Source organism: Pseudomonas sp. C1C7, from assembly GCF_013359595.1.
Classification (GTDB): Bacteria; Pseudomonadota; Gammaproteobacteria; order Pseudomonadales; family Pseudomonadaceae; genus Aquipseudomonas.
Map to the genome: position 1 here is coordinate 99435 of NZ_JABFMP010000013.1, position 20198 is coordinate 119632.

Consider the following 20198-nt stretch of genomic DNA (forward strand, 5'->3'; position numbering starts at 1 on the left):
TCCCGGGCCCGAAGAAGACGTCCCGATAACACCTTATAAAAAGAGTGCAGCGCATGAATCTGAGCAAGGTCGACCTCAACCTTTTCATCGTCTTCGACGCGATCTACACCGAAGCCAACCTGACTCGCGCCGGGCAGATCGTCGGCATTACCCAGCCCGCGGTGTCCAATGCCCTGGCCCGCCTGCGCGAGACCTTCAACGATCCGCTGTTCGTGCGCACCGCCCAGGGCATGGTGCCCACGCCCATGGCGCAGAACATCATCGGCCCGGTGCGCAACGCCCTTTCGCTGCTGCGCGTCTCGGTGCAGGAAAGCCGCATCTTCAATCCGCAGCAAGCGGTCAAGACCTACCGCATCAGCATGACCGACCTCACCGAGGCCGTGATCCTGCCACCGCTGTTCCAACGTTTGCGCCGCCTGGCGCCCACGGTGATCATCGAAAGCTTTTTGTCCAAACGCCGCGAAACCACCAAGGAACTGGCCGCCGGGCGCCTGGATTTTGCCGTGGACGCGCCGCTCAACACCGACCCGCAAGTGCGTCACGTCAAGTTGATGGAGGACCGTTACGTCTGCGCCATGCGCAAGGGGCACCCGCTGGCGGGCAAGGAAAAGCTCACCCTCGATGAATACCTGGGGCTGACCCACATCCATATTTCCAGCCGCCGCAGCGGCCTGGGTTATGTCGACCTGGCGCTGGGCAAGATGGGCATCCAGCGCAAGATCGCCCTGCGCTCCCAGCATTACCTGATGGCCTCGCAAGTGATGCAGCAGACCGACATGGTCATGACCGTACCGGAGCGTTTCGCCCGCCGTAACGATTTGCACGCGTTCAATTTGCCGGTCAACGACGTGCCGCCGGTCGAAACCCACCTCTACTGGCACGAAAGCACCGACCAGGACCCGGCCAACCGTTGGATGCGCGAGCAGATGATCGAGTTGTGCCAGCAGGTGACGGCGCATGAGAAAAAACTCGAGAGCGCGTAGGTCGCAGCAGCGCGTCGCCTTCTTCGCGGGCAAGCCTCGCTCCTACAGAGATACCGGTCGTCCGCAATTTTTTGCGAACCTGCAGGAGCGAGGCTTGCCCGCGAAGAGGCCCGTAATGACACCAGAAAACCCTTCCCCTTGACGTATACGTCAACCTGCCTTTAGCTTAGCGCCATGACCTTTCGTGAGCGCTTCCATGAGCAGCCAGACCTACAGCATTTCCGACCTCGCCCGCGAGCTCGACATCACCACCCGGGCCATTCGTTTCTATGAAGAGCAAGGCCTGCTCAGCCCCGAGCGTCGGGGGCAGGAACGCATCTATTCGCCCCGTGACAAGGTCAGCCTGAAACTGATCCTGCGGGGCAAGCGCATCGGCTTTTCCCTGGCCGAATGCCGCGAGCTGATCGAACTCTACGATCCCTCCAGCGGTAACACCAAGCAACTGCACAGCATGCTGGCGAAAATCAGCGAACGCCGGGCGCAGCTGGAACAGCAACTGCTGGACATCGAACAGATGAAACTGGAACTCGACACCGCCGAAGAGCGCTGCGCGCAGGCGCTGGAGCAAACCCTCAAGAGTCAGCAGGCGATTCAATAGATCTACACAAATACCGCCGCTCCCACATTGGAACGTCGTCAGCCAATTACAACAGGTCCAATCCCATGCCCCTACCCACCCACGTACGCCTTGTCGAAGTCGGCCCACGCGATGGTCTGCAAAACGAAGCCCAACCCATCAGCGTCGCCGACAAGGTGCAGCTGGTCGATGCGCTCACGGCCGCGGGCCTGGGCTATATAGAAGTCGGCAGTTTCGTGTCCCCCAAATGGGTACCGCAGATGGCCGGCTCCGCCGATGTGTTCGCGCAGATCCAGCGCAAGCCCGGCGTGACCTACGGTGCGCTCGCCCCCAACCTGCGCGGTTTTGAAGATGCCCTGGCTTCGGGAGTCAAGGAGGTCGCCGTGTTCGCCGCCGCGTCCGAAGCCTTTTCCCAGCGCAACATCAATTGCTCGATCAGCGAAAGCCTGGAGCGTTTCGTGCCGATCATGGACGCGGCCCGGCAGCACGGGGTGACGGTGCGCGGTTACGTGTCCTGCGTGCTGGGTTGCCCTTATGAAGGCGACGTGGCCCCCGAGCAGGTGGCCCGGGTCGCCCGCGAACTCTATGCCATGGGCTGCTACGAGGTGTCCCTGGGCGACACCATCGGCACCGGCACCGCTGGCGCCACCCGCAAAATGTTCGAGGTGGTGTCGGCCGAAGTACCGCGCGAGAAGCTGGCCGGACACTTCCATGACACCTACGGCCAGGCCATGGCCAACATCTACGCCAGCCTGCTCGAAGGCATCTCGGTGTTCGACAGCTCCATCGCCGGTCTCGGCGGCTGCCCGTACGCCAAAGGCGCCAGCGGCAACGTCGCCACCGAGGACGTGGTGTACCTGCTCAACGGCCTGGGCATCCAGACCGGTATCGACCTGGACGCACTGATCAAGGCCGGTCAGCGGATCAGCACCGTGCTGGGTCGCCCAACCGGCTCCCGCGTGGCCAAGGCCCGTAGCGCACAGTGAGGGCAACGACACGCGCGTGTGTTACCGCGACATCAAAAACGTGGGGAAAAGCGAGTAACACGGAAACAAAATGTCAGGGTTTGCCTGAGAGAAAAATCCTACAAAACATTAAGCTTTTGATTTTAAAGGGTTTTTAAAAGTTGGCACGGCTTCTGCTTTCTCTATGGCATAACAAGAATAAAAAATGCGACACCACTAATAAAAACAAGACGTAACGACTCTGACATAACAAAAACAACACGGCAGAGACGCAGCTAACAGATTTTTTTGGAGAAGATGTGCTTTTCAGGGTGCTTTTCGGAGTTACCCGCAACCGGGCAGAGAACAATAAAACTACCTTCAGGTAGCTCCCGTATCGGTTGGATCGCTTGGCGAGAAAGTAGATCAGCGCTCAAAAAAATACGTTTGCTCTTGATCCCGGATGGGGATCGCCAAAAACAGCGGTAAAGGGCAACGGTTGCCAATAACAAAAACAGACCGCCCCTCAATAATAAAAAAGAGCACGCGCAACGAAAATTAAAGGGGAGCTTCGGCTCCCCTTTGTGCTGTCTGGCATTTGGTTTTTTAAAAGATCGCAGCCTGCGGCAGCTCCTACAGGTGTACACATAACCCTGTAGGAACTGCCGCAGGCTGCGATCTTTTGATCTTCATCGTTTAGCGTTGAGCTCCTCGACACTGATCTCCCGCATGCGGAATTTCTGGATCTTGCCGGTCACGGTCATCGGGAACTCGTCCACGAACTTGAAGTAGCGCGGCGTCTTGAAGTGCGCGATGCGCTCCTTGCACCAGGCCTGCAGTTCCTGCTCGGTGGCGCTGTGGCCGGGGTGGAACTTGATCCAGGCGACGATCTCCTCACCGTAACGCGAGCATGGAATGCCGATCACCTGCACGTCGGCCACCGCCGGGTGGGTGAAGAAGAACTCCTCGAGCTCGCGGGGATAAATGTTCTCGCCGCCACGGATGATCATGTCCTTGTTACGGCCGGCAATGCACACATAGCCCTCGTCGTTCATGCTCGCCAGGTCGCCGGTGTGCATCCAGCCAGCCTGATCGATCGCTTCGGCGGTGCCTTGCGGATTGTTCCAGTAACCGAGCATCACACTGTAACCACGGGTGCACAGCTCGCCGATGGTGCCGCGCGGCACCGGATTGCCGGCCTCGTCGATGATCTTGCTTTCCAGCTGCGGCTGGGTGCGTCCGACCGTGGTAACACGCAATTCCAGGTCGTCCGACGGACCGGTCTGCAACGACACCGGACTGGTTTCGGTCATGCCGTAGGCGATCTGCACTTCGCTCATGTGCATTTCATTGATGACCCGGCGCATCACTTCGATCGGGCAGGTCGCGCCGGCCATGATCCCGGTGCGCAAGCTCGACAGGTCGAATTCGGGGCGTTGCGGCTGATCAAGCATGGCGATGAACATCGTCGGCACGCCGTACAGCGCGGTGGCCTTTTCATCGGCGACGGTGTTCAGGGTCAGCAGCGGATCGAAGGCATCGTTGGGGTAGATCATCGTGCTGCCGTGGGTGATGCAACCCAGATTGCCCATGACCATGCCGAAACAGTGATACAGCGGCACCGGGATCACCAGCCGGTCGGCGGCGGTCAGGCCGAGGCTTTCGCCAACCATGTAACCGTTGTTGAGAATGTTGTAGTGACTGAGGGTCGCGCCCTTGGGGAAACCTGTGGTGCCGGAGGTGTACTGGATGTTCACCGCCTGATCGAAATGCAGGCTGTCCTGGCGCTCGCGCAGTTGCTCGACCGACACGCTGCCGGCCAGATCAGTCAGTTGCGACCAGGGCAGGAAACCGACTGGCGGTTGCGCATCCAGGCTGACCACACCGCGCAGCTCAGGCAGGCGTTCGCTGTGCAATTGGCCGATGGCGTGTTCGGCCAGCTCAGGCGCCAGGCCCTGCAGCATGGCGTGATAGTTGGAAGTCTTGAACGATCCGGCACACACCAGCCACTTGCAACCCGATTGCTTGAGCACATACTCCAGTTCCGAGCTGCGATAGGCCGGGTTGATGTTGACCAGGATCACGCCGATTTTCGCGCTGGCGATCTGGCTGATACACCACTGCGCGCAGTTCGGCGCCCAGATACCGAGCCGGTCACCGGTCTGCATGCCCAGCGCCAGCATCGCCCTGGCATGCAGGTCCGCCTCCTGGGCCAGTTGCCGCCAGGTGTAGCGCACCTGCTGATGGCGCACGACCAGCGCCTCGCCATCCGGGTACTGCGCGGCCGTGTTGTCGAACGCCTGGCCGATGGTCATCGCCAGCAAGGCTTTGTCCTGGGAACCTCGGGTGTAGCTGCGCTGCGGGTTTGCACTGGGTTGATCCATGACGACCCCTATTGTCTTTATTCTGTAGGAGCGGACCCGCTCGCGATGGAGGTCAAGGCAACGGGTTATCCAGTCAGGTAACCGTGATCGTTAACGTCCTTCGCGAGCAAGCTCGGCTCCTACAGAATCACCTAAGTTGACGTTAACGTAAAGGGTGATTGACAGCCATTCGTCACAGGCTTACGTTAACGTAAAGGTGAGAGCTGAATCACTGCCCTCCCCACCCGACAAAAAAGCCAAAAGGTGACCCATGAACTACCCGACCCTGAATTTTGCCCTCGGTGAAACCATCGACATGCTGCGCGATCAGGTTAAGTCCTTCGTCGCCAAAGAGATCGCCCCGCGCGCCGCTCAGATCGACAGCGACAACCTGTTCCCCGCCGATCTGTGGCGCAAATTCGGCGACATGGGTCTGCTGGGCATCACCGTACCGGAAGAGTACGGCGGCGCCGGCCTGGGTTACCTGGCCCACGTGGTGGCGATGGAAGAAATCAGCCGCGGTTCGGCTTCGGTGGCCCTGTCCTACGGCGCCCACTCCAACCTCTGCGTCAACCAGATCAACCGCAACGGCACCCACGAACAGAAACTCAAGTACCTGCCGAAGCTGATCAGCGGCGAGCACATCGGCGCCCTGGCCATGAGCGAGCCGAATGCCGGTTCCGACGTGGTGTCGATGAAACTGCGCGCCGACAAGCGCGGCGACCACTACGTTCTGAACGGCAGCAAGACCTGGATCACCAACGGTCCGGACGCCAACACCTACGTGATCTACGCCAAGACCGACCTGGAAAAGGGGCCCCACGGCATCACCGCCTTTATTGTGGAACGCGACTGGAAAGGCTTCAGCCGCAGCAACAAGTTCGACAAGCTGGGCATGCGCGGTTCGAACACCTGCGAGCTGTTCTTCGATGACGTCGAAGTGCCGGAAGAAAACATCCTCGGCGTGCTCAACGGCGGCGTGAAGGTGCTGATGAGCGGCCTCGATTACGAGCGCGTGGTGCTCTCCGGCGGCCCGACCGGGATCATGCAGGCCTGCATGGACCTGATCGTGCCGTACATCCACGACCGCAAGCAGTTCGGCCAGAGCATCGGCGAATTCCAGCTGATCCAGGGCAAGGTCGCCGACATGTACACCCAGCTCAATGCCAGTCGCGCCTATCTGTATGCCGTGGCCCAGGCCTGCGAGCGTGGCGAAACCACCCGCAAGGACGCCGCCGGCGTGATCCTCTACAGCGCCGAACGCGCCACGCAAATGGCGCTGGACGCGATCCAGATCCTGGGCGGCAATGGCTACATCAACGAATTCCCGGCCGGTCGCCTGCTGCGTGACGCCAAGCTGTACGAAATCGGCGCCGGCACCAGTGAGATCCGTCGCATGCTGATCGGTCGCGAACTGTTTAATGAGACGAAATGAATTTCGTCAGCTGCAAGCTGCAAGCGACAAGCTGCAAGAGGACAGTGCTCTTGCTTCAACTTGTAGCTCGTAGCTTGTAGCTTGAAACTTGAAGCTTGAAGCTGCTACGGAGTAGCCCATGATCTTGCATACCCAGCTCAACCCCCGTTCAGCGGAGTTCGCCGCCAACAGCGCGGCGATGCTCAAACAGGTCGACGCCCTGCACACCCTGCTCGCCCAGGTGCAGCAAGGCGGCGGTCCGAAAGCGCAAGAGCGCCACACCTCGCGGGGCAAATTGCTGCCGCGCGAGCGCATCAATCGCCTGCTCGATCCGGGTTCGCCGTTTCTCGAGATCAGCCAGCTGGCGGCCTACGAGGTGTATGGCGAAGACGTTCCCGCCGCGGGCGTGATTGCCGGGATCGGCCGCGTGGAAGGCATCGAGTGCATGATCGTGGCCAACGACGCCACGGTGAAAGGCGGTTCCTACTACCCGCTGACCGTGAAAAAACACCTGCGCGCCCAGACCATCGCCCAGCAGAATCGCCTGCCGTGCATCTATCTGGTGGATTCCGGTGGCGCCAACCTGCCGCGCCAGGATGAAGTGTTTCCCGACCGCGAGCACTTCGGCCGGATCTTCTTCAACCAGGCCAACATGAGCGCCATGGGCATTGCGCAGATCGCCGTGGTGATGGGCTCCTGCACCGCCGGTGGCGCCTACGTACCGGCGATGGCCGACGAAGCGATCATGGTCCGCGAGCAGGCAACGATTTTCCTCGCCGGCCCGCCGCTGGTAAAAGCCGCGACCGGTGAAGTGGTCAGCGCCGAAGACCTCGGCGGCGCCGATGTGCACTGCAAGATCTCCGGTGTTGCCGACCATTATGCCGAGTCCGACGAACACGCCCTGGCCCTGGCGCGTCGCAGCGTTGCCAACCTCAACTGGCAGAAGCTTGGCGAAGTGCAGCAACGCGCCCCAATCGCCCCGCTGTACAGCAGCGACGAGTTGTACGGCGTGGTGCCGGCCGATGCCAAGCAGCCATTCGATGTGCGTGAGGTGATTGCACGGCTGGTGGACGGTTCGGTGTTCGACGAGTTCAAGGCGCTGTTCGGAACGACGCTGGTGTGCGGTTTCGCCTACCTGCACGGCTACCCGATCGCGATCCTCGCCAACAACGGCATCCTGTTCGCCGAAGCCGCGCAGAAAGGCGCGCACTTCATCGAACTGGCCTGCCAGCGCGGCATCCCGCTGCTGTTCCTGCAGAACATCACCGGCTTCATGGTCGGCCAGAAATACGAGGCCGGCGGCATCGCCAAGCACGGTGCGAAACTGGTGACCGCCGTGGCCTGCGCCAAGGTGCCGAAGTTCACCGTGATCATCGGCGGCAGCTTCGGTGCCGGTAACTACGGCATGTGCGGCCGGGCCTACGATCCGCGTTTCCTGTGGATGTGGCCGAACGCGCGCATCGGTGTGATGGGTGCCGAACAGGCCGCCGGCGTGCTGGTGCAGGTCAAGCGCGAGCAGGCCGAGCGCGGTGGCCAGGGTTTCAGCGCCGAGCAGGAAGCCGAGATCAAGCAACCGATCCTCGACCAGTACGAAGAACAGGGCCATCCCTACTACTCCAGCGCTCGCTTGTGGGACGACGGCGTCATCGACCCGGCACAGACCCGCGATGTCCTGGGCCTGGCCTTGTCGGCGTCGCTGAACGCGCCAATCGAACCGAGCCGCTTCGGCGTGTTCCGGATGTGATCCTACCCCCTGTAGGAGCGAGGCTCGCCCGCGAACCGGCATGACGCGGTGCAACCGACAAACCGCGGCGCTTTCTTCGCGGGCAAGCCTCGCTCCTGCAGAACAGAGTTGTGGAGACGGACAAACATGAGCGACTTCAACACCCTCGAACTGCTGACCGACCCCAGGGGCTTCGCAACCCTGTGGCTCAGCCGCGAAGAAAAGAACAACGCGTTCAACGCCGAAATGATCCGCGAACTGATCCTGGCCCTCGACCGGGTCTCAAGCGATCCAAGCCTGCGTTTCCTGCTGGTCCGCGGTCGCGGCAAGCACTTCAGTGCCGGCGCGGACCTGGCCTGGATGCAGCAATCGGCCGAACTCGATTACCAGACCAACCTCGACGACGCCCGTGAACTGGCGGAGTTGATGTACAACCTGGCCAAGCTGAAGATCCCGACCCTGGCCGTGGTGCAAGGCGCGGCCTTCGGCGGCGCGCTGGGCCTGATCAGCTGCTGCGACATGGCCATCGGTGCCGACGACGCGCAATTCTGCCTGTCGGAAGTGCGCATCGGCCTGGCCCCGGCGGTGATCAGCCCGTTCGTGGTGCAAGCCATGGGCGAGCGCGCCACCCGCCGCTACGCCCTGACCGCCGAACGTTTCAGCGGCCAGCGGGCACAGGCACTGGGCCTGCTCTCGGAAAGCTATCCATCGGCCGAGCTTGAGCAGAAGCTCGAGCAGTGGATCGACAACCTGCTGCTCAACAGCCCGGCAGCCATGCGCGCCAGCAAGGACCTGCTGCGCGAAGTCGGTGACGGTTCGCTGCTCCCGGCCCTGCGCCGCTACACCGAAAACGCCATCGCCCGCATCCGCGTCAGCCCCGAAGGCCAGGAAGGTCTGCGGGCCTTCCTGCAAAAACGTCCGCCAGGCTGGCAAGCCGAAAAAACCACCAAGGAGTCGCGTTGATGAGCGCCCCCGTCCTCACTACCCTGCTGGTGGCCAACCGCGGCGAGATCGCCTGCCGCGTGATGCGTACCGCCAAGTCCCTGGGCTTGACCACCGTCGCCGTGCACAGTGCCACCGACCGTGACGCCCGCCACAGCCGCGAGGCCGATATCCGTGTCGACTTGGGTGGCAGCAAGGCCGCTGAAAGCTACCTGCAGATCGACAAACTGATCGCCGCGGCCAAGGCCAGCGGCGCCCAGGCGATCCACCCAGGCTACGGCTTTCTCTCGGAAAACGCAGGTTTTGCCCGCGCCATCGAAGCCGCCGGCCTGATTTTCCTCGGCCCGCCCGCCTCGGCCATCGACGCCATGGGCAGCAAATCCGCCGCCAAGGCCCTGATGGAAACCGCCGGCGTGCCCCTGGTGCCGGGTTACCACGGCGAAGCCCAGGACCTCGACACCTTCCGCGACGCCTGCGAACGCATCGGCTATCCGGTGCTGCTCAAGGCCACGGCCGGTGGCGGCGGCAAGGGCATGAAGGTGGTCGAAGACGTCAGCCAACTGGCCGAAGCCCTGGCCTCGGCCCAGCGTGAAGCCCAGTCGTCGTTCGGCGATTCGCGGATGCTGGTGGAAAAGTACCTGCTCAAACCGCGCCATGTGGAAATCCAGGTGTTCGCCGATCAGCACGGCAACTGCCTGTACCTCAACGAACGCGACTGCTCGATCCAGCGCCGGCACCAGAAAGTCGTCGAAGAAGCCCCGGCCCCCGGCCTGAGCCCGGAACTGCGCCGGGCCATGGGCGAAGCCGCCGTGCGTTCGGCCCAGGCCATCGGTTACGTCGGAGCCGGCACCGTGGAGTTTCTGCTGGACGCCCGTGGCGAGTTCTTCTTCATGGAGATGAACACCCGCCTGCAGGTCGAGCACCCGGTCACCGAAGCCATCACCGGCCTCGATCTGGTGGCCTGGCAGATCCGCGTCGCTCGCGGCGAAGCGCTGCCGATGACCCAGGATCAGGTGCCGCTGGTCGGCCATGCGATCGAAGTACGGCTGTACGCCGAAGATCCGGGCAATGACTTCCTGCCGGCTACCGGGCGCCTGGAGTTGTATCGCGAATCCGCACCCGGCGCCGGTCGCCGGGTGGACAGCGGTGTCGAGGAAGGCGACGAGATTTCGCCGTTCTACGACCCGATGCTCGGCAAGCTGATTGCCTGGGGAGAGGACCGTGAACAGGCCCGCCTGCGCCTGCTGAGCATGCTCGACGAGTTCGCCATTGGTGGTCTCAAGACCAACATCAACTTCCTGCGGCGGATCATCGCCCATCCGGCGTTCGCCGCCGCCGAACTGGACACCGGCTTCATCCCGCGCTTCCAGGATCAGCTGCTGCCGGCCCCCGCGGGCCTGAGCGAGGAGTTCTGGCAGGCCGCCGCCCAGGCCTTCGCGCAGAGCCAGCACAACGCGCCACGCAGCGACGACCAGAGCTCGCCATGGGCGATCGGCAACGGTTTCCGCGCCGGCCTGCCTGCGCAAATCACCCTGCACCTGAGCTGCGAAGGTCAGGACCGCGCCTTGACCCTGGGCGCGCCAAACGCCCACGGCGGGCAGCTCAAGGGCGAGCTGTTGCTGACCGAGCACCAGGGCGTACGCCGCCAGCACCGGGCGATTCGTCGCGGCGAGGTGGTGTACCTGCAATGGGACGGTGAACTGCGCCGCATCGAGTCCTACGACCCGATCAGCGCCGTGGAAGCCAGCCACAGCCATCAAGGCGGGCTAACCGCGCCCATGAACGGCAGCATCGTGCGGGTGCTGGTGGAGGCCGGGCAAACGGTCGAGGCCGGCGCGCAACTGGTGGTGCTCGAAGCGATGAAGATGGAACACAGCATTCGCGCGCCCCACGCCGGGGTGATCAAGGCGCTGTATTGCCAGGAAGGCGAGATGGTCAGCGAAGGCAGCGCGCTGGTCGAATTCGAAGAGGCGTAAAACGAAGAACGGTCCTGCGTAATGCGAGGACCGTTCGGGTCAGAACTTGATGGTTGCCTGAACCACCACACCGATGATTCGACACTCGTCGGTGAACAGGGCTTTGGGATAGGTCGGATTGAGCGGGACCAGATAACGCTGCCCGCCCTCTTCGATCAGCTTGCGAAACACGGCCTCGCTGCTGCTCGACCACTGGGCGATGACCAGTTTTCCAGGCTCGGCGGCGACGTCCGGGTCCACCAGAATCAACATCCCTTCCGAAATGCTCAGGCCGCTGGGCGCGGTCATGGCATCCCCCGACACCGTCAACCAGAACGCCGCGCCCCGGGCGTAATAATCGGTCAGTTCGAAACGGTATTGCCCCGGTTCGTCTTCACAGATTCCGGTTTCCTGCCAGTCGCTGACCGGGTAGCGAAAGTACGGGTTGTACTTTTGCGCCATGGGCATTTCGTCGTCGGGCGTGTCGAGGCGTTCGCGAAGCACCATCGCCACTTCGAGAAAATCCATGCCCAAGGCTTTCAACACCTTGTTCATGTCCTCGATGCTCGGTTCGCGACGTTTGTTGAGCCAGTGGCCGATGCCGCCCTGGGACATGTCCACGCGTTCGCCAAGCTCTTCCTGGGTGATTTTGATCTCACCCATCTTGTCTTTGACCAATTCAATCCATTTATCCATGTGCGGCACCATACGGGGTAGGCTCCTGCCAGCAAAACACAAAATGTAGTATTTCAAATATGGTCACAAATACAGATCGTACTAATATTCGTTCACGGATCTGAATCTATCACGGAGCTTGCCATTACCATGACCCAACCCAGCGACCATTTACCCGATGTCCAGATTGATACGTCCCTGACCTCCCCCCAAGGCTGCGCCGCGGCCCAGCGCGCACTGGACTACTACCTGAAACCGGCCGCAGCGGAAGAGGCAGGCGAAGTGCGTTTTTTTGATGTAAACAAAAATGTCAGTGGCGAAGAGGCGCTGGTGCATGCCACGGACCTGTTGCGCTGTGCAGGCGCCACGGCCTACGAAGCCGCGAAGCAACTGCAGGGCTCGAGTCGGGACCTGGCGTTATCGGTGGTGCACATGATCGATATGGCCAGAGCCATGGTGGATCGGGCGCTGGAGAGGCATCAGAGCATTTGAGGCGAGGGATAAAAACAGAGGGCGGGGAAAAAATTTTCCAATAGCACAAACAAACCGCTTGACCTGCAAACGAGAATGATTATTATTGCACCAACTGGTCGCGAGATCAGTCGATGGGCCAAGGGACCTTAGGTCGGACTCTTGGACTATCTCCTCATCAGGCTAATCACGGTTTTTGACCCGGCTTTTTGCCGGGTCTTTTTTTTGCCAGTTTTCTGGCTTATGGCTTCAGGCTAATGAAGTCTTTGGGTGCCGCAAATTCGATGGCGCGGATCATATCAAAAGTTTTCCGGATGGCAAGGCGCGCCTCTGAAGACGCAGGCAAAGTAATGGCAGATAGCACTTGAGAATCAATTGCATACACTCTAAGCTGCCTCCGCGTCAGGGACGACGCCCCCCTACCCGGTTCACCGCACTTCAATACACCGCAATATGCGAATCCGCCCGCGGCTCCGTCCCGCCACACAGCACCCCTGTCTGCGGATCACGCAAGATAATCTGCCCCCGCCCATAACTGGTCAGATCGCACACCACCTCGACCCCATGCCCACGCCGTGCCAGCGCCGCCGCCATGTCCCGTGACGCGTTCTGCTCGATACCCACCTTCAGACCACCCAGCCATTGCCAGCGCGGCGCATCCAGGGCCGCTTGCGGGTTGAGGCCGAAATCCACCAGGTTCATCACCATCTGCACGTGCCCTTGAGGCTGCATGTAGCCGCCCATCACGCCAAACGGCCCCATCGCCACACCGCTCTTGCTGAGGAATCCCGGAATGATCGTGTGGAAGGTCTTCTTGCCCGGCGCCAGGCAGTTGGAATGCGCAGGATCAAGGCTGAACTCCTCGCCACGGTTCTGCAGAGCGATGCCGCTGTCGGGCAGGACCACGCCGGAGCCGAAGCCGTGATAGTTGCTCTGAATGTACGACACCATGTTGCCTTCGTCATCGGCGGTGGCCAGGTAGACGGTGCCGCTGGCATGGGGATCGCCCGGCTGCGGCGCCCCGGCCTGCTCGCCGATCTGCGAGCGACGATGGGCGGCATAGTGATCGCTCAGCAAATCTTCGACGGCGACCCGCATGTGCTCCGGATCGGTGATGTAGTGCAAGCCGTCGCTGTAGGCGAGTTTCATGGCCTCGAGCTGACGGTGCCAGGTCTGCTGACTGTCACGATGATCGAAGTCGAAGCCTTCGAGGATCTTCAACGTCATCAACGCCACCAGCCCCTGGCCGCTCGGTGGAATCTCCCAGACATCCACGCCACGGTAGTTGACCTTGATCGGCTCGACCCACTGCGCGCGGTAATCCTGCAAATCGCCGGCGCGCAGATAGCCGCCGGTGGCGCGCGAATGCGCATCCAGTCGCTGTGCCAGCGCGCCACGATAGAAGCTTTCGCAACCGGTGGCGGCCAGTTCGCTCAGGGTTCGCGACTGGGCCGGGTTGCGGAACAGCTCACCGGCACGGGGCGCGCGGCCGTCGATCAGGAAAGTCTCGAACCAGCTTTCGAGCACTTCATTGCGATCCTTGCTGAAATTCTCCAGCGCGGTTTGCCACTGCAGGGCAACCACCGGTGAAACGGGAAATCCGTCTCGCGCCAGGCTGATCGCCGGTTGCAGCAGGTCGGCAAAAGGCAAGCGGCCAAAACGCGACGACAGCTCCGCCCAGGCCGATGGACAACCTGGCACGGTCACCGGCGTCCAGCCGTGCAACGGCATCTTCTCATGGCCGGCAGCCTTGACCGCCTCGATGCTCAGGGCTTGCGGCGCGGCCCCGTTGGCGTTCAAACCGTGCAGCTTGTTTTGCGTCCAGACCAGGGCAAAGGCATCGCCGCCGATGCCGCAACCGGTGGGTTCGACAACGGTCAGCGCCGCAGCCGTGGCGATGGCGGCGTCGATGGCATTGCCGCCGCGACGCATGATTTCGATCCCCGCTTCAGCGGCCAGAGGCTGTGAGGCCGCGACCATGCCGCGCTTGGCGAAGACACTTTGACGTTGTGAGGCGTAGGGGTATTCATGGGCAGAAAAATTGAACATGGCAGGACTCACAAAAATCGATTGGATGGGCTCACAACACGCGGCTGAGGAATGCCCGGGTGCGGGCATGGCTGGGCTGGCTGAAGATCTGTTCCGGCGGGCCCTGCTCGATCAGTTCGCCCTGATCGAGCACCACGACCCGGTCGGCCACTTCCCGGGCAAAGCCCATTTCGTGGGTGACCACGACCATGGTCATGCCCTCCTCGGCCAGCTCCTTCATCACTTGCAGCACCTCGCCCACCGTTTCCGGATCGAGGGCACTGGTGGGCTCGTCGAACAGCATCGCCTGGGGTTTCATGGCCAGGGCCCGGGCGATGGCCACCCGTTGCTGCTGGCCGCCGGACAACATCGACGGATAGTGATCGGCCTTCTCTGCCAGCCCCACGCGCTTGAGCAAGGCCCGCGCCTGCTCCAGGGCTGTCGCGCGCGGCACGCCCAGCACATGGATGGGCGCCTCGATGATGTTTTCCAGGGCGGTCATGTGCGGGAACAGATTGAACTTCTGGAACACCATGCCGATGTCCCGCCGCTGCCGAGCGATGTTGCGCTCCGAGTCCCGGGCCAGGCTGCCGTCGGCGCGGGTGCGATAGCCCATCGGCTGACCGGCGACGCGGATCTGCCCGGCCTGAATGTCCTCCAGCAGGTTGATGCAGCGGATGAACGTGGTCTTGCCGGAACCGGAGGCTCCGATCAGCACCACCACTTCTCCGCGCCGGACTTGCAGGGAAATGCCCTTGAGAATCTGCAGGTCGCCGAACGACTTGTGGATGTCCAGCGCCTCGATGACCAGTTCTTCACTCATGTGCGCCATCTCAACGCCCCCTCAACAGTTTCATGGTGTTGCGACCGAACATGCGATTGGCCGCCGGCGCCGGACGGTCGGACTGACCGAAGCGGGTTTCGAGCCAGCGCTGGAAGAAGCCCCAGAGGGTGGTCAGGGCCAGGAAGTAGATGGCCACCACCAGATACAGTTCGAACACGCGGAAGGTCGCCGAGGTGACCATCTGCGTACTGAGCAGCAGCTCCTGAACCCCGATCACGCTGACCAGCGTGGTGTTCTTCAACATCACGTTGAACTCGTTGCCCAGCGGCGGCACGATCACCCGGAACGCCTGGGGCAGCACCACCCGCCGCATCAGCTTGGGAAAGGTCATGCCCAGGGAACGCCCGGCTTCGTATTGGCCCTTGTCCACCGCGCCGATACCGGCGCGAATGATCTCGGCCATGTACGCGCCTTCGTTGAGGCCCAGGGCGATGATCGCCGCCTGGATATTGCCGGGTACCACGATCCAGCCCAGATCGATGTCTTCGAAGCGGAAGATTCCGCCCGCCGCCAGCGCGGTGTACAGAAATACGATCTGCACCAGCAGCGGCGTGCCGCGCATCAGCCACACATAAAAGCGCACCGGGTACTGCAACAGCGGGTTACTCGACAGCTTCATCAAGGCCGCGATCAGCCCCAGCACGCAACCGAGCAACATCGCCGACACGCTGATCAGGCAAGTCAGCCACAGCCCCGTCAGGTACACATCGCTGGGCTGCAGCAGGTACTGCCAGAACACATCCCAATTGAAATTCATGCGATTTGTCCTCAGTCCAGTTTGTCGCTGTCGACATGCCATTTACTGAGGAGCTCGGTGTAGCTGCCATCGGCGCGCATGCCCTGCAGGACCTCGGTCAGGGCCACCGTCAGCTGCGGATCGCTCTTGCGTACACCGAAGCCGGTGAGGATGCGGTTGAAGGCCGGTACCGCGGACTGGAACAGGTCCGGCGCCAGTTGCTGATAGTGGCCGGCGGATTCGACGGTGGTGCCGAAGGCGTCCACCTGATTGATGCGCAAGGCCTGGAAGGCATCGGCGTCGACGTTGTACACCACCAGTTTCATCGGCGCCTTGCCGGCCGCTTCGAGTTTTTCGTTTTCCTTGCCCAGCAGCAGACGGATGGTCGAACCGTTGCTCACCGCCACCTTCAGGCCCGACAGGTCTTGCAGGGTGTTCACCCCTTTCGGATTGCCTTTGGGCACGACGATCGACTGACTGGAATACATGAAGTTGACGATGTCGATCACTTCGCGGCGCTCAGGCTTGTCGAACAGCTGGTCGACGATCATGTCGCACTGCTGCGCCAGCAGCGCCGGGATCAGTCCGGCGAAGGGAGAGATGCGCCATTCCACCTTTTTGTCCCCCAGGCGCTTGGCAATCGCCTCGCCCATGTCGACCTGAAGGCCCACCGGTTTCTGCTTGGCGTCGAATGACACCAGCGGCGGCGAATCCATGCCCGAGCAGTAGACGATTTTCTCGCTCTTGCTCAAACGCTCGGGCAACTCGGGGGCGGCGAGCGCCCATTGCGAACACAGACTCAGGGTGAACACGGCAACTAACGCGCAGGGCTTGTGCATGGTGCATGACTCCAGTTGGCTGGTTGTTCTTCTATTGATGGGCTTTCTGTTGGTGAGCTTCTAGGAACTGAATGAGCCGCGGGATGGTGCCTTCGATGTGCTCGCACACCTCGGTGGCGGCTTTGTCCGCGTCGCCCGTGCGCAACGCCTCGACAATCGAGGCGTGCTCGTCCCGGGCGCTGCGGGGTTTGTCGGCGTGCTGCAGCCACAGGCGCATGTGCGGCTCGATCACCGAATACAGCGCCGAAATCTGCCGCATCAGGCGCGGGCGTTCACTCAGGCTGCACAGGTATTCGTGGAAGGCGCGATGGCGGCTGACCCACTCGGCGCCGTCTTCGCGGTAGTCGTCCATCTCGTCGAGCAGACGCTCCAGATGGCTGAAATGACGCTCGGTGAGTTTCGGTACGGCGACCCGAATGGCCAGGCCTTCCAAGGCGCTGCGCATCTCGAACACTTCACGCATTTCCTCGACGTTCAGGCCGCGCACGATGGCGCCGCGGTTGGGCCGCAGCGTGACCAGGCCGTCGGCATCCAGACGTCGGAAGGCTTCGCGCACCGGCATGCGGCTCATGCCGATCTCCCCGGCGATGTCCTCGGCGATCAGGCGCTCGCCGGTGCGGTAACGGCCTTTGCAAATCGCCTCCAGCAGAAAGTTGTAGGCCTCTTCTTCGGCGGTCACCGGTTGGCGCTCGGTATAGGCAGGAGCGAATTTCATCAGATGCACCTTTTGTATTTTTGTATCCAATTATCCATGAAGCCAAAAAAGCACTTTGCATGCCAGATACCGTTCCTGGCGCGCAGGTGATTGATTGGGTTGGATTAATCGATAAGCTGCGGCGATCGGCAGCCTGAGTTCGGCGAGTTGAAATGCCCCATGCTGTCACCCTGGTTACACAAGCAGCGCCACAAAAAGGTGCGAGGGGTAACAGCACCGATGGCTATGCTGTGACGATGGACTTTGCGCCTGGGGTCGTATTTGGCGACGCAGATGAAACGTTTTTTCTTCGCTGCCAGCCCCCTGCCCTTGCGTGTAAAGTAGCCGCCATAAAAATCCAGATCAGGAAACTCCAACCGTGGCTAAATCCCTCGACATCACTGCCAACTTCGACAGTGGCAACATCCAGGTCATCGACCTCAGCGACCCGCTCAAACCACTGCTGGCAATCCGACCCGACACCAAGAGCAATCATTTCCAGTGGTTCCACTTCAAGGCCAGCGGCCTGCACGTCGGCCAGGAACACTGGTTCCGCCTGACCAATGCCAGCCAGTCTTCCTACAACAAGGCCTGGGATGGATATCAGGCCAGAGCCTCCTACGATCACGTCAACTGGTTTCAGGTCCCGACCATCTTTGAAGGCGATTGCCTGCGCTTCTGCCTGGAGGCCACGCAAACCCACGCCTGGTTCGCCTACTTCGAACCCTACAGCCGTGGCCGCCACGACTGGCTGATCGAGCAGGCGCTGACCAAGGCCGGCACCGAACTGCTGGCCACCGGCAAGAGCGTCGAAGGTCGTGACATTCAACTGCTGCGCAAAGGCACCGGCGCCGAAGGCCGACGCAAGATCTGGATGATTGCCCAACAACACCCTGGCGAGCACATGGCCGAATGGTTCATGGAAGGCGTGATCGAACGCCTGGAGCGCCACGACGACCCGGTACTGAACAAACTGCTGGAAAGCGCCGACCTGTACCTGGTGCCGAACATGAACCCCGATGGCGCCTTCCACGGCCACCTGCGCACCAACGCCATGGGCCAGGACCTCAATCGCGCCTGGCAGAGCGCCAGCCCGGAGATCAGCCCGGAAGTCTTTTTCGTTCAGCAGCAGATGGAAAAGTATGGCGTGGACCTGTTCATCGACGCCCACGGCGACGAAGAAATCCCCCACGTCTTCACCGCCGCCTGCGAAGGCAACCCCGGCTACACCCCTCGCATCGCCAAACTCGAAGAAGACTTCCGCAGCCGCCTGAAGCACACCACCAAGGACTTCCAGACCAAGTACGGCTACACCCGCGACGAACCGGGCAAGGCCAACATGACCCTGGCCTGCAACGCCGTTGGCGAGAAGTTCAACTGCCTGTCCCTGACGCTGGAAATGCCGTTCAAGGACCACAACGATCACCCGAACCCGGTCACGGGTTGGTCGGGCAAGCGTTCGAAGCAGTTGGGCAAGGATGTGTTGACGGTGGTTGGCGAGATGGTTGATAGCCTGCGTTGATTGCTCTTTAAGATCAAAAGATCGCAGCCCGCAGTTTAGGGTTAAGCCAGCTCCTACATTGGAATGCGTTCCCCTGCAGGGGTTGGCTTAACCCTAAACTGCAGGCTGCGATCTTTTCAGCGGCCACCGTGGCCGTCTAATTCTTCAAGACATTCTCATACGGCTTTGCATAAACAACATTACTCGGCCCGGACTTCGAACCATCCCCAAAAACCGCGACCACGTAATAAGGCATCTTCGCGTTCGGCACGTTGTACAAAACAATATCCGGGGTCGTGCTTTCCCCAAGCTTTTTATATCCCTCCAACAACGGCTCCTTCCCCATCACTTCGTATTTCACCGCTCGCGGTGACTGCAGCCACCGAAACCCGACCGTGCCAAACGAAGCCGAGGTAAAGGTGAAACTCTGAGGAATTTTGGGAGCGAAGTGCGCGTAAGACGACAGCCTCCCCGTACTTTCACGCCACGCACGGGCGGAGTCGGCTGTTACTGCACCAGCGTTATGACCAAGTTCACGAGCAAACAAAGTTGGACTAAACGGATTGCCAATGGCCGTACGCCCCGGCAGATAACCCTGCCCAGTTACGGGCTCGCCCTTGTAAGTAAACACTCCGTAGATAACATCCGGCTCGAAGTTGGCGATGCCTTCGGCAAAAATCACCGGCACTTGTTCCAGTGTTTCAACGCTGATCGGGTAATCCACCGCAACGACTTGCGTGCCGACCAACCTCAGGGAAACGTCGGAAACCTGCAAGTTGCGCAACGACAAGTTAACGCTTTCGACCTGAGCCAGGGCATTGGCGCGAACATCGCCGCCCACCGCCGCCACAGCCGCTCGGGAGTAGCCGATCAACACATCAATGACCCTGGGATCTGCTTTACCCTGATCGGATATTGCGACCTTTTCACCTGGATTGGGCACTGCGTCTGCGACCTTGATAGCCAGCACGGGTTCGGGCTGAAAAGTTACAACGCCCTTGTTATCGATCAGCAACAGCCCACTGGCCCCAGGCCTGTTGACCAGTGCGCTCAGGCTTCCATCCGAAGATCGAACGGACACCAACGAACCTGTGGATTTATCCGGCAGCCGCAAATGGCCGCTTTCAATGAGGTAGCCATCAATAGTCTTCGAACTTGATCGTTCGAATACGCCAGGCTTGATCAAGTCTGCGTACAACTCTGCGGCAGATTGAGCGGGATCTTTTTTCGGCGGATGAACGCAAGCGCACACCAACAACAGCATCAAAAGCACAAATAAAACATGCCGTACGCAATACAAGCCTGCAGTGCTGAACATGTTTGATCTCCCGAAAAGACATATTCAATGCTTTTCGACTGGCCTTGTTCGCGAGCCACAGCAGTCGTTGAACATTGAACGAGCTTTTTTCGGGGAGCGATACTGTCAAAGTTGACAGGTGGAGAGATTAAAAGCCCTTGAAAAGCAAAAGATCGCAGCCTTCGGCAGCTCCTGCAGGTGGACGCATTCCA

17 protein-coding genes are annotated in these 20198 nt (G+C 61.0%); 9 read left to right on the plus strand and 8 right to left on the minus strand.

Annotated elements, in window-relative coordinates; translation table 11 throughout:
- The first annotated feature begins 53 nt into the window (after positions 1–53).
- From HNO86_RS13335 to HNO86_RS13345, 3 genes are all read left to right on the plus strand, one after another.
- On the plus strand, positions 54–983 hold the full coding sequence (locus HNO86_RS13335; RefSeq protein WP_175377415.1) for a LysR family transcriptional regulator: 930 nt from the start codon (positions 54–56) through the stop codon (positions 981–983).
- A 196-nt stretch (positions 984–1179) separates the two neighbouring features.
- Positions 1180–1581 (plus strand): MerR family DNA-binding transcriptional regulator, encoded by a 402-nt coding sequence (locus tag HNO86_RS13340; RefSeq protein WP_175377416.1) that lies wholly within the window; start codon positions 1180–1182, stop codon positions 1579–1581.
- Positions 1582–1646: 65 nt separating this feature from the next.
- Positions 1647–2546 carry a hydroxymethylglutaryl-CoA lyase gene (locus HNO86_RS13345; protein WP_175377417.1) on the plus strand — a complete coding sequence of 300 codons (900 nt, stop codon included), beginning with the start codon at positions 1647–1649 and terminating at the stop codon, positions 2544–2546.
- A 647-nt stretch (positions 2547–3193) separates the two neighbouring features.
- Here the strand turns inward: HNO86_RS13345 and HNO86_RS13350 are convergent.
- On the minus strand, positions 3194–4888 hold the full coding sequence (locus HNO86_RS13350) for an AMP-binding protein (protein ID WP_175377418.1): 1695 nt from the start codon (positions 4886–4888) through the stop codon (positions 3194–3196).
- Between the two features lie 250 nt (positions 4889–5138).
- Between HNO86_RS13350 and HNO86_RS13355 the strand changes: the two genes are divergently transcribed.
- The 4 genes from HNO86_RS13355 to HNO86_RS13370 all read left to right on the plus strand — a co-directional run bounded on the left by HNO86_RS13355 (position 5139) and on the right by HNO86_RS13370 (position 10922).
- Entirely contained in the window at positions 5139–6302 is a 1164-nt protein-coding gene (locus HNO86_RS13355; RefSeq protein WP_175377419.1) for an isovaleryl-CoA dehydrogenase, read from the plus strand.
- A 118-nt stretch (positions 6303–6420) separates the two neighbouring features.
- Positions 6421–8025, plus strand: coding sequence for a carboxyl transferase domain-containing protein (locus HNO86_RS13360; RefSeq protein WP_175377420.1), 1605 nt, complete (start codon positions 6421–6423; stop codon positions 8023–8025).
- Positions 8026–8151: 126 nt separating this feature from the next.
- The gene (locus HNO86_RS13365) at positions 8152–8967 is read left to right on the plus strand and encodes a gamma-carboxygeranoyl-CoA hydratase (RefSeq protein ID WP_175377421.1); all 816 of its coding nucleotides are present in this window, start codon (positions 8152–8154) and stop codon (positions 8965–8967) included.
- The gene (locus HNO86_RS13370) at positions 8967–10922 is read left to right on the plus strand and encodes an acetyl/propionyl/methylcrotonyl-CoA carboxylase subunit alpha (RefSeq protein ID WP_175377422.1); all 1956 of its coding nucleotides are present in this window, start codon (positions 8967–8969) and stop codon (positions 10920–10922) included. Before HNO86_RS13365 ends, HNO86_RS13370 begins: the two co-directional genes overlap by 1 nt.
- 39 nt (positions 10923–10961) lie before the next feature.
- Here HNO86_RS13370 and HNO86_RS13375 read toward each other — a convergent pair whose 3' ends face one another.
- The gene (locus tag HNO86_RS13375; RefSeq protein ID WP_175377423.1) at positions 10962–11597 is read right to left on the minus strand and encodes a LexA family transcriptional regulator; all 636 of its coding nucleotides are present in this window, start codon (positions 11595–11597) and stop codon (positions 10962–10964) included.
- A 129-nt stretch (positions 11598–11726) separates the two neighbouring features.
- Here HNO86_RS13375 and HNO86_RS13380 point away from each other — a divergent pair, with 129 nt between their 5' ends.
- Positions 11727–12068: a DUF6124 family protein gene (locus tag HNO86_RS13380; protein WP_175377424.1), complete on the plus strand. Its 342-nt coding sequence runs from the start codon at positions 11727–11729 to the stop codon at positions 12066–12068.
- A gap of 417 nt (positions 12069–12485) precedes the next feature.
- Here the strand turns inward: HNO86_RS13380 and HNO86_RS13385 are convergent, their stop codons facing one another.
- Genes HNO86_RS13385 through HNO86_RS13405 form a run of 5 tightly spaced genes read right to left on the minus strand, consistent with a single transcriptional unit; the run spans position 12486 to position 17209 of the window.
- Positions 12486–14096: a gamma-glutamyltransferase family protein gene (locus HNO86_RS13385; protein ID WP_175377425.1), complete on the minus strand. Its 1611-nt coding sequence runs from the start codon at positions 14094–14096 to the stop codon at positions 12486–12488.
- 31 nt (positions 14097–14127) lie between these two features.
- Positions 14128–14907, minus strand: a complete 780-nt coding sequence (locus HNO86_RS13390) for an amino acid ABC transporter ATP-binding protein (protein ID WP_175377426.1) — start codon at positions 14905–14907, stop codon at positions 14128–14130.
- Between the two features lies 1 nt (position 14908).
- On the minus strand, positions 14909–15676 hold the full coding sequence (locus HNO86_RS13395; protein WP_175377427.1) for an amino acid ABC transporter permease: 768 nt from the start codon (positions 15674–15676) through the stop codon (positions 14909–14911).
- A gap of 11 nt (positions 15677–15687) precedes the next feature.
- Positions 15688–16494, minus strand: a complete 807-nt coding sequence (locus HNO86_RS13400) for an ABC transporter substrate-binding protein (RefSeq protein ID WP_175377428.1) — start codon at positions 16492–16494, stop codon at positions 15688–15690.
- A gap of 31 nt (positions 16495–16525) precedes the next feature.
- The gene (locus HNO86_RS13405) at positions 16526–17209 is read right to left on the minus strand and encodes a GntR family transcriptional regulator (RefSeq protein WP_175377429.1); all 684 of its coding nucleotides are present in this window, start codon (positions 17207–17209) and stop codon (positions 16526–16528) included.
- A gap of 358 nt (positions 17210–17567) precedes the next feature.
- On the opposite strand from HNO86_RS13405, the gene HNO86_RS13410 reads away from it, so the two are divergent.
- Positions 17568–18710 (plus strand): carboxypeptidase family protein, encoded by a 1143-nt coding sequence (locus HNO86_RS13410; protein ID WP_175377430.1) that lies wholly within the window; start codon positions 17568–17570, stop codon positions 18708–18710.
- 136 nt (positions 18711–18846) lie between these two features.
- On the opposite strand, the gene HNO86_RS13415 is transcribed toward HNO86_RS13410, so the two are convergent.
- Positions 18847–20007 carry a hypothetical protein gene (locus HNO86_RS13415; RefSeq protein ID WP_175377431.1) on the minus strand — a complete coding sequence of 387 codons (1161 nt, stop codon included), beginning with the start codon at positions 20005–20007 and terminating at the stop codon, positions 18847–18849.
- Positions 20008–20198: the final 191 nt, after the last annotated feature.

Excerpts from the sequence above, each read along its gene's own strand:
- HNO86_RS13335 (WP_175377415.1), top strand. The coding sequence starts at position 54 with ATGAATCTGAGCAAGGTCGACCTCAACCTTTTCATCGTCTTCGACGCG.
- HNO86_RS13340 (WP_175377416.1), top strand. The coding sequence starts at position 1,180 with ATGAGCAGCCAGACCTACAGCATTTCCGACCTCGCCCGCGAGCTCGAC.
- HNO86_RS13345 (WP_175377417.1), top strand. The coding sequence starts at position 1,647 with ATGCCCCTACCCACCCACGTACGCCTTGTCGAAGTCGGCCCACGCGAT.
- HNO86_RS13350 (WP_175377418.1), bottom strand. The coding sequence starts at position 4,888 with ATGGATCAACCCAGTGCAAACCCGCAGCGCAGCTACACCCGAGGTTCC.
- HNO86_RS13355 (WP_175377419.1), top strand. The coding sequence starts at position 5,139 with ATGAACTACCCGACCCTGAATTTTGCCCTCGGTGAAACCATCGACATG.
- HNO86_RS13360 (WP_175377420.1), top strand. The coding sequence starts at position 6,421 with ATGATCTTGCATACCCAGCTCAACCCCCGTTCAGCGGAGTTCGCCGCC.
- HNO86_RS13365 (WP_175377421.1), top strand. The coding sequence starts at position 8,152 with ATGAGCGACTTCAACACCCTCGAACTGCTGACCGACCCCAGGGGCTTC.
- HNO86_RS13370 (WP_175377422.1), top strand. The coding sequence starts at position 8,967 with ATGAGCGCCCCCGTCCTCACTACCCTGCTGGTGGCCAACCGCGGCGAG.
- HNO86_RS13375 (WP_175377423.1), bottom strand. The coding sequence starts at position 11,597 with ATGGATAAATGGATTGAATTGGTCAAAGACAAGATGGGTGAGATCAAA.
- HNO86_RS13380 (WP_175377424.1), top strand. The coding sequence starts at position 11,727 with ATGACCCAACCCAGCGACCATTTACCCGATGTCCAGATTGATACGTCC.
- HNO86_RS13385 (WP_175377425.1), bottom strand. The coding sequence starts at position 14,096 with ATGTTCAATTTTTCTGCCCATGAATACCCCTACGCCTCACAACGTCAA.
- HNO86_RS13390 (WP_175377426.1), bottom strand. The coding sequence starts at position 14,907 with ATGGCGCACATGAGTGAAGAACTGGTCATCGAGGCGCTGGACATCCAC.
- HNO86_RS13395 (WP_175377427.1), bottom strand. The coding sequence starts at position 15,676 with ATGAATTTCAATTGGGATGTGTTCTGGCAGTACCTGCTGCAGCCCAGC.
- HNO86_RS13400 (WP_175377428.1), bottom strand. The coding sequence starts at position 16,494 with ATGCACAAGCCCTGCGCGTTAGTTGCCGTGTTCACCCTGAGTCTGTGT.
- HNO86_RS13405 (WP_175377429.1), bottom strand. The coding sequence starts at position 17,209 with ATGAAATTCGCTCCTGCCTATACCGAGCGCCAACCGGTGACCGCCGAA.
- HNO86_RS13415 (WP_175377431.1), bottom strand. The coding sequence starts at position 20,007 with ATGTTCAGCACTGCAGGCTTGTATTGCGTACGGCATGTTTTATTTGTG.